General features: G+C 63.9%; 12 protein-coding genes. 8 read left to right on the forward strand and 4 right to left on the reverse strand.

All coding sequences use genetic code 11. The features are described 5' to 3' along the window. The first annotated feature begins 62 nt into the window (after positions 1–62). Positions 63–833: a DNA repair protein RecO gene (recO, locus tag BMF89_RS00480; RefSeq protein ID WP_253190632.1), complete on the forward strand. Its 771-nt coding sequence runs from the start codon at positions 63–65 to the stop codon at positions 831–833. A gap of 2 nt (positions 834–835) precedes the next feature. After that, positions 836–1654, forward strand: a complete 819-nt coding sequence (locus BMF89_RS00485) for an isoprenyl transferase (protein WP_078105128.1) — start codon at positions 836–838, stop codon at positions 1652–1654. Positions 1655–1690: 36 nt separating this feature from the next. On the opposite strand, the gene BMF89_RS00490 is transcribed toward BMF89_RS00485, so the two are convergent. The 3 genes from BMF89_RS00490 to BMF89_RS00500 are packed head-to-tail and all read right to left on the reverse strand — an operon-like array spanning position 1691 to position 5499. Then, a complete protein-coding gene (locus BMF89_RS00490) occupies positions 1691–2764 on the reverse strand; it encodes an alpha/beta hydrolase (RefSeq protein ID WP_078105129.1) in 1074 nt (357 codons plus the stop codon). Beyond that, positions 2761–3807: an alpha/beta hydrolase gene (locus tag BMF89_RS00495; RefSeq protein WP_078105130.1), complete on the reverse strand. Its 1047-nt coding sequence runs from the start codon at positions 3805–3807 to the stop codon at positions 2761–2763. The genes BMF89_RS00490 and BMF89_RS00495 overlap by 4 nt, the downstream gene beginning before the upstream one ends. A gap of 9 nt (positions 3808–3816) precedes the next feature. Continuing rightward, on the reverse strand, positions 3817–5499 hold the full coding sequence (locus tag BMF89_RS00500; protein ID WP_078105131.1) for an FAD-binding dehydrogenase: 1683 nt from the start codon (positions 5497–5499) through the stop codon (positions 3817–3819). A 68-nt stretch (positions 5500–5567) separates the two neighbouring features. Between BMF89_RS00500 and BMF89_RS00505 the strand changes: the two genes are divergently transcribed. Then, on the forward strand, positions 5568–6635 hold the full coding sequence (locus BMF89_RS00505) for a quinone-dependent dihydroorotate dehydrogenase (RefSeq protein WP_078105132.1): 1068 nt from the start codon (positions 5568–5570) through the stop codon (positions 6633–6635). Between the two features lie 96 nt (positions 6636–6731). Here BMF89_RS00505 and BMF89_RS00510 read toward each other — a convergent pair whose 3' ends face one another. After that, positions 6732–7325: a DUF3043 domain-containing protein gene (locus BMF89_RS00510; protein WP_078105139.1), complete on the reverse strand. Its 594-nt coding sequence runs from the start codon at positions 7323–7325 to the stop codon at positions 6732–6734. Between the two features lie 121 nt (positions 7326–7446). Here BMF89_RS00510 and BMF89_RS00515 point away from each other — a divergent pair, with 121 nt between their 5' ends. The 5 genes from BMF89_RS00515 to BMF89_RS00535 all read left to right on the forward strand — a co-directional run bounded on the left by BMF89_RS00515 (position 7447) and on the right by BMF89_RS00535 (position 12612). After that, on the forward strand, positions 7447–8874 hold the full coding sequence (locus tag BMF89_RS00515) for a dipeptidase (RefSeq protein ID WP_078105133.1): 1428 nt from the start codon (positions 7447–7449) through the stop codon (positions 8872–8874). Between the two features lie 170 nt (positions 8875–9044). Next, a complete protein-coding gene (locus tag BMF89_RS00520; protein WP_059390004.1) occupies positions 9045–9431 on the forward strand; it encodes an iron-sulfur cluster assembly accessory protein in 387 nt (128 codons plus the stop codon). Positions 9432–9612: 181 nt separating this feature from the next. After that, complete coding sequence (gene coxB, locus BMF89_RS00525) at positions 9613–10485, forward strand: cytochrome c oxidase subunit II (RefSeq protein WP_078105134.1); 873 nt, start codon at positions 9613–9615, stop codon at positions 10483–10485. 10 nt (positions 10486–10495) lie between these two features. Next, the gene (gene ctaD / locus BMF89_RS00530; protein WP_078105135.1) at positions 10496–12214 is read left to right on the forward strand and encodes a cytochrome c oxidase subunit I; all 1719 of its coding nucleotides are present in this window, start codon (positions 10496–10498) and stop codon (positions 12212–12214) included. Beyond that, on the forward strand, positions 12211–12612 hold the full coding sequence (locus BMF89_RS00535) for a cytochrome c oxidase subunit 4 (protein WP_078105136.1): 402 nt from the start codon (positions 12211–12213) through the stop codon (positions 12610–12612). Before ctaD ends, BMF89_RS00535 begins: the two co-directional genes overlap by 4 nt. Positions 12613–12696 lie beyond the last annotated feature (84 nt).

Raw genomic sequence — 12696 nt, forward strand, 5'->3', positions numbered from 1 at the left:
GCCGTGCGGCGCCGTCAACACGGCGCCACACGGCTTCACCGGACCCGAGAAGGCCCGGTGTGGTGCGAAGATTAACTGTGGCCAATCCTTCGTCGTTTGCAGCGCGCTCCTATCGGGACGATGCCGTCGTGCTGCGCACCTACAAGCTGGGCGAAGCGGACCGCATCATCACCTTGCTCACAAAGCACCATGGACAAGTCAGGGCGGTTGCCAAGGGCGTACGGCGCACCAGCAGCCGGTTCGGCGCCCGGCTGGAGCCGTTCATGGTCGCTGACCTGCAACTCGTGTCCGGCCGCACCTTGGATATTGTCACCCAGGCGGTCGCCAAGGGAGCCTATGGGAGCTCGATCGCCGCCGATTACTCCCGGTATACCGTTGCAGCCGCCATGACGGAAACGGCGGAGAAACTGACGGACGCCGACGCCGATTCCGGAACGGCCCAATACAACCTGCTTGTCGGGGCACTAGCTGCGTTGAGCCGTTCCGACCACCCGCCGGAACTCATTCTTGATTCCTACCTGCTCCGCGCTTTGGCAACCGGAGGCTGGGCGCCCAGTTTCACGGATTGCGCCCGCTGCGGGGCGAGCGGTCCGCACACGGCTTTCTCCGCTCCTTTGGGCGGAATGATCTGCAACGACTGCCGCCCGCCCGGTTCGCCGGCACCCGCTCGCGAGACCGTCGTCTTGCTGGGCGCGCTGCTCACGGGGGACTGGGCTACCGCGGATAGCTCCGAATCCTTGCACCGCCGCGAGGCCGCCGGATTGGTGGCGAGCTACCTGCAATGGCATCTTGAACGAGCATTGAAGTCCCTCAAACATGTGGAGCGAAGCTGAAAGTGGCACTGGGAAAAAAGAAGACGGCAACGACGCGGACCGCGCCGGTGAAGGCCCCCTACCACCATCCTTCCGGCGCCAGGCCGCCGGCCATCCCCGCAGAACTGATACCGCAACACGTCGCCATCGTCATGGACGGCAACGGCCGCTGGGCGAACCAACGTGGGCTGCCGCGCATCGAGGGCCACAAGGCAGGGGAGCCTGCCCTGCTGGACGTGATGGCCGGGGCGATCGAACTGGGCATCAAGTATGTCAGCGTCTATGCTTTCTCCACCGAAAACTGGCGTCGCTCTCCTGAAGAAGTGCGCTTTCTCATGGGATTTAACAAGGACGTGCTACGTCGGCAACGCAACCAGCTCGATGAATGGGGAGTGCGGATTCGCTGGGCGGGGCGGCGGCCCAGGTTGTGGGGTTCCGTCATCAAAGAGCTGGAGGATGCCGAGCAGTTCACGCGCGGCAACGACACCTGCACTTTGACCATGTGTGTTAACTACGGCGGCCGCGCCGAGATCGCCGATGCCGTGGCCGCGATTGCCCAGGATGTTGCCGATGGCCGCCTGAAGCCGGGTTCCGTCACCGAGAAGACCATCCAGAAGTACCTCGACGAACCGGACCTTCCGGACGTCGATCTGTTTCTACGAAGCTCCGGCGAGCAACGGCTCTCGAACTTCCTCTTGTGGCAATCGGCCTACGCGGAGTTCGTCTTCATGGACACGTTGTGGCCCGACGTCGACCGCAGGACGTTGTGGGACGCCGTCGAGATTTACGCCAAACGCGACCGCCGCTACGGAGGCGCCGTAGACGCTGCCGCACCCCGCTGACTGCGGCAAGGAATTGCCACAAGCGTGCCAAACCGCTCAGTCCGGGTACGAAGCCAACCAGATGGCAACGTCCCTGTAGGCCTGCTGCCGGACGGTGCGCCGTGACAGGAACACATCGTGGAGCGCACCCGGATAGCGGAACACCGCAGTCCGGCGCCCGAGGCCCAGCGCCCGGCGGGCCGTCTGCTCGACGTCGATCACGGCGTCGACGCGCATAAGCTCCGCGGTCCACTCAGCCTGGATCCGGGTCCGGCCGGAAAGCAGCACGAGCACCGGAGCGTCGATATTGAGTTTGCGTTCGACGGCGGCGTGGCCCGCGAGGACTGCCTTGGTCCACCCTGCGCGGATCGGGAAGGAAGCGCGCGGCCGCCATTCCGGGTCAAGGGTCCATTCGCCGTGGGCCAGGTTGCTCACGCTTTCCCAGTAGGCGGGCATCTCCGGGAAACGGAAGGGACGCTTGGGGTCGGTACGGGCAAACGGCTCCACGACGTGCATCGCAATGCTGCGGATCAGGCTGCTGCCTTGGAGCTCCAACCACGGCGAATTCAATGTCAGCGTGGCAATGCGGCCGGGATTCCGGTCCGCCCACAGCGCCGCGATCAGGCCGCCCAGCGAATGGGCCAGGAGGTGGATTGTAGGTTCTTCCACGCTGCCCGTCAGCTCGGCAACATCCTGCCGGATCGTGCGGAGGGCGGCATCAAGGTCTTCGTCATAGACAGAAAGGTCAGTCGTGTAGCCGGGGGTCTGGCCCGGCCGCAGGCTTCGTCCGAACTTCCGCAAGTCGAGGGCATAGAAATGGAAGCCCGAGGCGCCCAGGAACTCAGCCAGTTCGGTCTGCATGAAGTAGTCGGCCCAGCCGTGGAGGTACAGCACCACCCTGGGCGGCCCCTGGCTGACAGGAACGTCGCTCCGGCGTCGGCGTCGGGTGAATGCCGTCAAGGCATCCAGGAGCCCGTGCGGCACCGACGGTGCGGCTACGGGACGGACGTGCCGGACGAGGGTGGCGCAGGCGGGTCCCTCTTCGTCCGGCGGGAGTTCGAGTTCCAAGGCCTCGAACCCGCCGCCCAGAAAGTCCTGTTGCCAGACAGGCAACCCCAGTTCCGTGGTCATGGCGTTTCCCCCGCATGTCCCAGCTCGCGGCCTGCCGGAGGTTCCGTCCGCGGCCCGCTGGTGATGTACCCGTGTATCCAACGGGCAAGCCTGTCGTAGGCATCCGCGCGTACCGGACCGGCCGACAAGAAGACGTCGTGGAGGCCGCCATCCACCCGCTCCAGGGTGACCGTACGGCCCAGGGTCATCGCCCGGACGGCCATGGTGTTGACGTCCAGGACGGCGTCCGAGTGCCGCATGGACTCGTGCCAGACCATGCCGTTGGCGCTGGCTCCGGAAATCAGGACCAGGATCGGGATGTCTATCCTCAGCCCGCGGGCCACCCTCGTGTGGCCGCTGAGGACCGCACTGAGCCAACCGGCCCGCATGGGGAAGGCCAAGGGCGGACGGTACTTTTCATCGAGGAGCCATTCGCCTTCGGCCGAGCTGCTGATGCTTCGGAAGTAGAAGCCTCGTTCGGGCAGGCGCAGGATCGTCGTGGGTCGGAATCGCGCGAGCGGCGTTACCATGGTCTGCGCGGCGCGGCGGACCACGGAACTTCCATGCATTTCAAGCCACGGGCTGTTGAGTACGAGGTACTGAACGGAGCCTGGGTGGCTGCTGGCCCACAGAGCGGCGACGAGGCCCCCGGTGGAATGTCCCATGAGCGTCAAAGAACCGGGCTCCTGGCCATGCTGACCGGCGGAACGGATCATGTCGATGGCCTTGCTGATTTCGGCGTCGTAGTCGTTCAGGTGCTCTACGTAACCACCAGGACTGTCCGCTTGCAGGCTGCGGCCATGGTTGTGCATGTCCAACGCGTAGAAACGGAAGCCTTGTGCCGTCCAGAACTCCGCGAGGGCGACGTTGAAAAAGTAGTCGCTCCACCCGTGCAGGAACAGGACCGAGCGGTCGGCCGGAGGGGGCGAATCACCGGGGTTGCCGGCACCTTGGCGCGGAACATGGCGGACCAGCGTTGCGCGCCGGACCACTCCATCAGGTCCAGCCGCCTCGAATGCGCAACTTTCGAAGTCCGCACCGAGGATGTCGGTCTGCCACTCCATGGGAACAGCTTAGACACTCGCCGCGGCATCGCGCCCGGCTGCGCGACCGGAGAACAGGCACCCGCCGAGGAACGTTCCTTCCAACGCCCGGTAGCCATGGATTCCTCCTCCACCGAAACCGGCAGCCTCGCCCGCCGCGTACAAGCCGGGGACGGGAACGCCGGAATCGTCGAGCACTCGCGAGCGAAGGTCCGTTTGAAGTCCGCCGAGGCTCTTGCGCGTCAAAACGGAGAGCCGGACGGCCAGGAGGGGACCGTGTTTCGGGTCGCTGAGCCGGTGCGGAGGGGCAACACGCATGATCTTGTCTGTGGCGAAACGCCGGGCCGCCCGGATCGCGGCAAGTTGTGGATCCTTGCCCAGCCCACTCGCCACTTGCAAATCCCGATCGTGGATGAGGGAATCGAGCCGGGCGGGATCTATGAGCGCTGAACCTGTCAGCGCGTTCATTTTCGCAGCGAGCTCGGCGGGCGTTGGGGCTTGCAGGAAATCCACGCCACGGTCCAGGAAGAGGCGCAACGGCGAATCGCTGCCGGGTTTGAGCCTGGAAACAAGGAGCCTGATGTTCTTGTCAGTCAGGTCCGGGTTCTGTTCCGAGCCGGACAGGGCGAACTCCTTCAGCGCGATGGTGCGGTTGCACACGAACCACGAATGTCCTTGCCCGGCCGCCAGGATATGCCGGAGGGCTCCCAGCGAATCGAAACCCGGAAACAGCGGGGCGGGCAACTGCCTGCCCGTCGCGTCAATCCACAGAGCCGACGGACCGGGCAAGATGCGGATGCCGTGCGAAGGCCACACGGGGGAGTGGTTGTGGATCCCCTCGGGGTAATGCCACATGCGGTCGCCATTGATGAGTCCTCCACCCGCGGCAGCCGCGGCAGCAAGGAACGCGCCGTCGACGGATGCGGGTACACCGCTGAGCATGTGTTCCGGGGTGCTCCCGTCCGGCCATTGCCTGCGCACCATGGCATGGTTCCCGCCGATCCCGCCGGTGGTCACGATGATCGCGCCGGCGGTCGCCTCAAAGCGCCCGACGACGGTCCTTGGCGATTCTTCGCCGCGTCCGGCTCCGGACGGCTCAAGAATCTCGCCGCTGACCCCTGTGGCGCGGTCCGCCGTCGTCGTTATTTCCGTGGCGCGATGCCGGAAGTGGAAGGACACCCTTCCGCGGGCCACGCCTTCGTTCACTTTTGCCAGGAAGGGCTGCACGACGCCGGGTCCGGTGCCCCACGTGACGTGGAACCGCGGGACCGTGTTGCCGTGGCCTTGGGGACCATAACCGCCCCGTTCGGCCCACTGCACGAGCGGAAAGATCCGCACGCCAAGGGAGCCCAGCCACCGGCGCTTCTCGCCAGCGGCGAAATCCACGTAGGCCTCCGCCCACAACCGGGCCCACGAGTCCTCCGGCCGGTCAAAAGCAGCCGACGCCAGCCAATCCCTCAAGGCGAGTTCGGCACTGTCCTTGACACCCAGCCTCCGCTGCTCGGGAGAATTGACCAGGAACAGGCCGCCGAATGACCAATGTGCCTGGCCGCCCACGGAGGCCGGCGGCTCCTGGTCCAAGACCGCAACCCGTTTGCCGGCGGCGTAGGCGTGGGCCGCGGCGACCAGCCCCGACAATCCCGCACCGATAACGATGACATCGGCTTCTAGGATCGCCTGGGAGTGAAGTCCATCACGTGGATTGCTCGGCATTCGTACATGCTACCGTCCGGTAACCGCCCTGGTTTGGTGCGGGACTCGCAAACCGGAAAACTAGGACCATGCGCGTTTACCCCACATTCTTCAAGTTGGCCTTCTCCTGGATGGATGCCGAAAAGGCCCACAAGATCGGATTCCAGGCGATCCGCTTCGCACACCGTTCAGGAGCAGGACGCGTCCTCGCCAAAATGACGGCTCCCCACCCCTCCTTGCGCACCGAGGCTTTGGGGCTGACCTTCCCCTCACCCTTTGGCCTTGCGGCCGGCTTCGACAAAGAGGGCCACGGCATCGAGGCCCTCGCCGAGCTGGGCTTCGGCCACGTGGAAGTAGGTACTATCACGGGCCAGGCACAGCCCGGCAATGAGAAGCCACGGCTCTTCCGCTTGATCGAGGACAAAGCCGTGATCAACCGCATGGGCTTCAACAACGACGGCGCGGCGGCCGTGGCCCCGCGGCTCAAGGCCGCGCGGGCGGCATTGCAGCGGACCCATTCAGGGGTCCGTCCCGTGATCGGAGTCAACATCGGCAAGACCAAGGTTGTAGAGCTCGACGATGCCGTTGAGGACTATTTGGTCAGCGCCCGCAGCCTGGCACCCGCCGCCGACTACTTGGTAGTCAATGTCAGTTCACCCAATACGCCGGGATTGCGCCTGCTCCAGAACGTCGAAACGCTTCGTCCGCTCCTGCGCGCCGTCGGAGATGCCGCAGACGAATCCGCCGGCCGCCATGTGCCGTTGCTCGTCAAGATCGCACCCGATCTGAGCAACGAAGACATCGACGACGTCGCCCGCCTCGCCTTGGACCTCAAGCTCGACGGGATCATTGCCACAAACACCACCATCGGCCGGGAAGGCCTGGTGTCCGATCCGGGCAAAGTCGAGGCGTGCGGCGCCGGCGGACTCTCGGGCGCCCCGCTCAAGGGGCGTTCGCTCGAGGTGTTGCGCCGACTGAAGGCCGCGGTGGGGGAGGGCCTCGTGCTCATCGCGGTCGGCGGAGTGCAGTCCGCGGCCGACGTCCAGGAACGGCTCGACGCCGGCGCAACCCTCGTGCAGGGCTACACGGCATTCCTCTACGAAGGTCCGTTCTGGGCCGCCGGGATCAACAGGGCCTTGGCCAAACGTCGCAGTTAAGCGTCGCCGCCAGGCGCGGACAACCAGAAAGACCCTGGAACAGTTGTTCCAGGGTCTTTCTGGTTCATGGACTCGGGTCCGTGGCGACGGATGGCTTTAGGCGGGGTACTGGCCCCGCTGCACCTGCGGCTTGGGCAGGCGCAAGCGACGGAACTGCAGGGAACGCATGCTGCCGTACCAGACGGTGCCACGCTCGATGTCGCCGAACTTCTGCGTCAAGCCCTTGCGCAACTTGCGGGAAAGGACGAACACATCCGCGAAGACGGCGAGGAACATGACCCAGAAGCCGATCAGGATGTAGCTGAGGGCGTCGCTTCCCGAAGGAATGACGAAGGAGATCACGACGAAAAGCAGGGCACCGAACATCAAGTACTCACCGAGGCTGAAACGGGCATCGACATAATCGCGCGCGAAACGCTTCTGGGGTCCTTTGTCCCGCAGCGGCAGGTACTTCTCGTCCCCCGTGTCGAGGGCCTGGCGCATTTTCTGGCGCTGGTCCTGCACGGCGATACGCTCGGCTTCTTTCGAGGCCTTGCGGTCCGTCGGTACGAGGGGACGCTTGCGGGCTGCTTCCTGTTCCTTGCGCTTGGGCGTGGGAGCGCCCTTGCCAGCGCCTCTCACGGCGGGATCGGCGGCAAGCTGGTCTATTGAGTCTTGAGCGCTCGGCTCATCCTTTTTACGTCCAAACACCACTACAGAATACCCCGCAGGAACCGCGCGAAAGTCGCCGTGGCGCGCCGCCCGGCGAATGGGCCCGCCACGCCGCCCGGCCCGGTTCCCCAGCACCACTCGCGGCGGTAGTGTTTTCGCCATGACTTCAATGAATGCGGAGATCCCGCAGACCCTTTCCGGCGGCTCCGGCACAATCAATGTTGATGCGCTCAAGTCCTCGATCGATGCTTCCTTCGACGAGACCATGGCTCGTTTGAAAGCCCTGGTCGCTATTCCGGGGATCGCATGGCCCAGCTTCGACCCGGCCGAACTCGAGCGAAGCGCCGAGGCTGTTGCCTCGCTGGTCCGCGAGTCGGGCTTCCAGGACGTACAGATCCTGCGCTGCGACAAGGCCGACGGGACCGCTGGGGGCCCTGCGATTGTTGCGCGCCGCGTCGCCGCGCCGGGCAAGCCCACCATCCTGCTGTACGCGCACCATGATGTGCAACCGCCGGGCGACGTGACCTTGTGGGACACCGAGCCGTTCGTGGCCGAGGAACGCGAGGGCCGCCTTTATGGCCGTGGCGCGGCAGACGACAAAGCCGGCATCATGGCCCACCTTGCTTCCTACGCTGCGGTAACCCAGGTGTTGGGAGACGACTTCGGCCTTGGAGTCACCTTGTTCTTCGAGGGCGAAGAAGAGGCCGGTTCACCCACCTTCCGCACTTTCCTCGAAACGCACCGCGACCTCCTCGAAGCGAACGTCATCGTCGTAGCCGATTCCAGCAACTGGAAAGTCGGCGTACCGGCACTGACAACCAGTCTCCGCGGCCTGGTGGACGGCACCTTCGAAGTACGGGTGCTCGAACACGCCGTGCACTCCGGCATGTTCGGCGGTCCCGTACTGGATGCGCCGACCCTCCTGTCCCGCCTTATCGCCACGCTGCACGACGACGACGGCAACGTCGCGATCGAGGGCTTGGTAGCCAAGGATGACGTCGTGGAGGACGTGGACGAGGACCAGTACCGCGCCGACGCCTCAGTGCTCGACGGCGTGCGGCTCGCCGGCAGCGGCAGTATTGCGTCGAGGCTCTGGACCAAACCCGCCTTGTCCATCATCGGCATCGACGCACCCGCCGTCGACGTCGCGTCCAACACGCTGCTCCCCGCTGCGAGGGCGAAGTTCAGCCTGCGCTTGGCTCCCGGGCAAGATCCCGATGCCGCCATGGACGCCGTCGGAAAACACCTCGCGGCGAACGCGCCTTTCGGAGCGAAGGTCACGTTCGTGCCGGGGGAGCGGGGCAACGCCTTCTCCACCGATACAGGATCAGCTGCCGCCCGGATCGCGATGTGGGCACTCGGTGAGGCCTGGGGTGTGCCCGCCGTCGAAATGGGGATCGGCGGATCAATCCCATTCATCGCGGACCTGACCGAAACCTATCCTGATGTCCAGATCCTGGTGACTGGTGTCGAGGACCCGGATTCACGGGCCCACAGCGCCAACGAATCTCTCCACATCTGGGATTTCCGCAACGCAGTGCTGGCCGAGGCCCTGATGCTGGCCCGCCTGAACTCGGAAGGCCTCTGAGCCCACGCGCGCATCAGGCCGGGGAACAAGCCAAGGGTCCGGCCGGTTACGTTAGAAGTTATAGCTATGCGCCGGCTCGACGTAGCATGTAGCTATAGCCCGCACGTATTTGGGTAAGGGCAGGCAGCGCGTAGGCGCAGCCGCCAAGAGCGTCATAAGAAGGTAGGCCAATGAGCACTGCAACCAACGAAAACAGCACCGGAGCGCAGCTCGCAGGCGGCGAGCTTCCTGAGCACGAGGTCAAGTTGACCGATGTCGCAGCAGGTAAAGTCCGGAGCCTTCTCGAACAAGAGGGCCGCACGGACCTGCGGCTTCGCGTCGCTGTTCAGCCGGGCGGCTGCTCGGGCCTGATCTACCAGCTCTACTTCGACGAGCGCCTGCTCGACGGCGATGCCGTCCGCGACTACGACGGCGTCGAAGTGGTTGTCGACAAGATGAGCGTGCCGTACCTGAGCGGCGCGAGCATCGACTTCGAGGACACGATCTCCAAGCAGGGCTTCACGATCGACAACCCCAACGCCGGCGGGTCTTGTGCCTGTGGCGATTCGTTCCACTAACCGGGCATTCGCAGACTGTTGGCCCAGTTCAGGAACGGGCTAAACCCGTCCCGACGCACTGGGCCAGCATGTCGGCGAAAACCGCTTGGTAGCGGTAAGCTCTACATCGAGTAGTAAAACTTTAGTGTGCCCGGTGGGCCTTCCGCCTGCCGGGCTGCAGCAACAAGAGGAAGGGCCGTCTGTGAGTTCGCAGAACCGAACCGGCAGCCGACGCATAAAGATCACCTCGATCACTGGCTTGGCACTAGCCGGCGCGTTGGTTTTGACCGGATGTTCACCAGAGGTAGAAAAAGGCTGGTTGCCCACGGAACGTGGTACAACCAGCAACACCGATCGGATCATGGACCTCTGGGTCAACTCATGGATCGCCGCCCTCGTAGTCGGCATTATTACTTGGGGTCTGCTGGTTTGGTGCATCATCGCCTACAGGCGCCGCAAGGGCACCACGGGTTTCCCGAAGCAGCTTAGCTACAACCTCCCTCTGGAGGTCTTTTATTTGACCATTCCGCTGTTCATGGTGTTGGTGTTCTTCTACTTCACCAACCAGGACCAGCAGGCGATTGACGATCGCTCCAAGCCGGCCGACGTCACCATCGACGTCGTGGGCAAGCAATGGGCTTGGGACTTCAACTACGTCAAGGGCTCTGTCATCACCGATGACGTTCACGAAGCGGGCGTCCAGGCGCACCTCACGGGCAACGCCATCGACTTGAACCAGCTGCCGACGCTGTATCTGCCGGTCAACAAGTCGGTTGACCTCGAGCTGAATTCCCGCGACGTCATCCACTCTTTCTGGGTTCCGGCCTTCCTGCAGAAGCGCGACGTGATTCCCGGCAAGACCAACTACATCAGGTTGACCCCCACCAAGGAGGGCACCTATGACGGCAAGTGCGCCGAACTTTGCGGTGAATACCATTCTGAGATGTTGTTCCGCGTGAAGGTCGTTTCCGAAGCCGAGTTCCAGGCACACATGGATCAGCTTCGCCAGAGCGGCAACACCGGTCTTCTCGATTCGAAGTACGACCGCAACCCGAACCTGAACGCAAAGAATTAAGGGACGCGACGTGGCTACTTATACTCAATCAGCCGGGGTCCTAGAGGCTCCCGTAGTACCGAAATCCAAGGGACGCATCGTCGTCAACTGGATCACCTCCACCGACCACAAGACCATCGGGTACATGTACCTGATCGCGTCCTTCGTGTTCTTCTGCCTCGGCGGCGTCATGGCGCTGCTGATGCGTGCGGAGCTCTTCGAGCCCGGCATGCAGATCCTGCAGACCAAGGAGCAGTACAACCAGCTCTTCACCATGCACGGCACCGTGATGCTGCTGATGTTTGCGACGCCGCTCTTCGCCGGCTTCGCGAACGTCGTCATGCCGCTCCAGATCGGCGCCCCCGATGTCGCCTTCCCGCGACTGAACGCGCTGGCCTTCTGGTTCTTCCTTTTCGGCTCCACCATCGCCGTGTCCGGCTTCATCACTCCGCAAGGTGCCGCCTCCTTTGGCTGGTTCGCCTATGCGCCGCTGTCAGACACCACGTTCACCCCGGGCGTCGGCGGTGACCTTTGGGTCTTCGGCCTGGCGTTGTCCGGTTTCGGAACCATCCTGGGTGCGGTCAACTTCATCACCACCATCATCTGCATGCGCGCTCCCGGCATGACGATGTGGCGCATGCCGATCTTCACCTGGAACACCCTGGTGACGGCCATCCTGGTTCTCATGGCGTTCCCGCCGCTCGCGGCCGCACTCTTCGCCCTCGGCGCTGACCGGCGCTTCGGCGCCCACATCTTCGATCCGGAGAACGGCGGCGCTGTCTTGTGGCAGCACCTGTTCTGGTTCTTCGGCCACCCCGAGGTGTACATCATCGCCTTGCCGTTCTTCGGCATTGTCTCGGAGATCTTCCCGGTCTTCAGCCGCAAGCCGATCTTCGGCTACAAGGGCCTTGTCTACGCAACCATCGCGATCGCCGCTTTGTCGGTGACCGTGTGGGCGCACCACATGTATGTCACCGGATCGGTGCTGCTGCCGTTCTTCTCCTTCATGACGATGCTGATCGCGGTACCCACCGGCGTGAAGTTCTTCAACTGGATCGGTACCCTGTGGCAGGGCTCGATTACCTTCGAGACACCCATGCTCTGGAGCATCGGCTTCCTGGTCACCTTCCTCTTCGGCGGCCTGACCGGCATCATCCTGGCGTCCCCGCCGTTGGACTTCCACGTCTCGGACTCCTACTTCGTCGTGGCGCACTTCCACTACGTGGTCTTCGGCACCGTGGTGTTCGCAATGTTCGCAGGCTTCTACTTCTGGTGGCCCAAGTGGACCGGCAAGATGCTCAACGAGCGCCTCGGCAAGATCCACTTCTGGCTCCTGTTCCTGGGCTTCCACGGCACCTTCCTGATCCAGCACTGGCTCGGCGTAGAGGGTATGCCCCGGCGTTACGCCGACTACCTTCCGCAGGACGGTTTCACCTGGATGAACCAGTTCTCCACGATTTCGTCCTTCGTGCTCGGCGCCTCGCTCCTGCCGTTCTTCTGGAACGTCTACATCACGTGGCGCAGCAACAAAAAGGTCGAGGTGGACGATCCCTGGGGCTTTGGCGCCTCGCTGGAGTGGGCTACGTCCTGCCCGCCGCCGCGGCACAACTTCACGTCGCTGCCCCGTATTCGTTCCGAACGTCCTGCCTTGGACCTCCACCACCCGGAACTCGCGCAGCACCACACTGCCTTGAGCCCTGAGCCGGCAGCAAGGGTGCTCGGCAACGCTGATCAGAAGGACGCGAAATGAAAATCGAATCTTGGATTTTTGGTGCAGGGAGCTTCTTCTTCGTACCGGTCGCGCTGGTTTACGGTTTCCTGAACAACTGGGATGAGTGGGTCGGCACCCTCGGCATCCTCCTGGTCGGTGGCCTGGCAGGCATGATCGGCGCGTACCTCGGTTTCACGGGTAAGCGGGTCGGCATGCGTCCGGAGGACCGTCCGGACGCGGAGATCCACGAAGGCGCCGGCGAGCAGGGACACTTCAGCCCGTGGAGCTGGTGGCCGCTGGTGCTCGGCTTGTCTTGTGCAGGCGGGTTCCTGGGCCTGGCCGTAGGTTTCTGGATCACGTTCGTCGCCGCAGGCCTGGCTGTCGTAGCCCTGGTCGGTTGGGTGTTCGAATACAGCCGTGGAGACCACGCGCACTAGAAAAGCACGTGAACAACGACGGCGGGCCCCACCACTTGGTGGGGCCTGTCTGATATACAAATCTACCAGCCCACGCGACCCTAC

The sequence above is a fragment of the Arthrobacter sp. SRS-W-1-2016 genome, assembly GCF_002009585.1.
In the GTDB taxonomy this organism is placed as follows: domain Bacteria; phylum Actinomycetota; class Actinomycetes; order Actinomycetales; family Micrococcaceae; genus Arthrobacter; species Arthrobacter bambusae_A.

What these genes read in the sequence shown, in the direction of transcription:
- BMF89_RS00500 (WP_078105131.1), bottom strand. Translation starts at nt 5,499, where the DNA reads ATGCCGAGCAATCCACGTGATGGACTTCACTCCCAGGCGATCCTAGAA.
- BMF89_RS00535 (WP_078105136.1), top strand. Translation starts at nt 12,211, where the DNA reads ATGAAAATCGAATCTTGGATTTTTGGTGCAGGGAGCTTCTTCTTCGTA.
- BMF89_RS00490 (WP_078105129.1), bottom strand. Translation starts at nt 2,764, where the DNA reads ATGACCACGGAACTGGGGTTGCCTGTCTGGCAACAGGACTTTCTGGGC.
- BMF89_RS00505 (WP_078105132.1), top strand. Translation starts at nt 5,568, where the DNA reads ATGCGCGTTTACCCCACATTCTTCAAGTTGGCCTTCTCCTGGATGGAT.
- BMF89_RS00520 (WP_059390004.1), top strand. Translation starts at nt 9,045, where the DNA reads ATGAGCACTGCAACCAACGAAAACAGCACCGGAGCGCAGCTCGCAGGC.
- BMF89_RS00515 (WP_078105133.1), top strand. Translation starts at nt 7,447, where the DNA reads ATGACTTCAATGAATGCGGAGATCCCGCAGACCCTTTCCGGCGGCTCC.
- BMF89_RS00495 (WP_078105130.1), bottom strand. Translation starts at nt 3,807, where the DNA reads ATGGAGTGGCAGACCGACATCCTCGGTGCGGACTTCGAAAGTTGCGCA.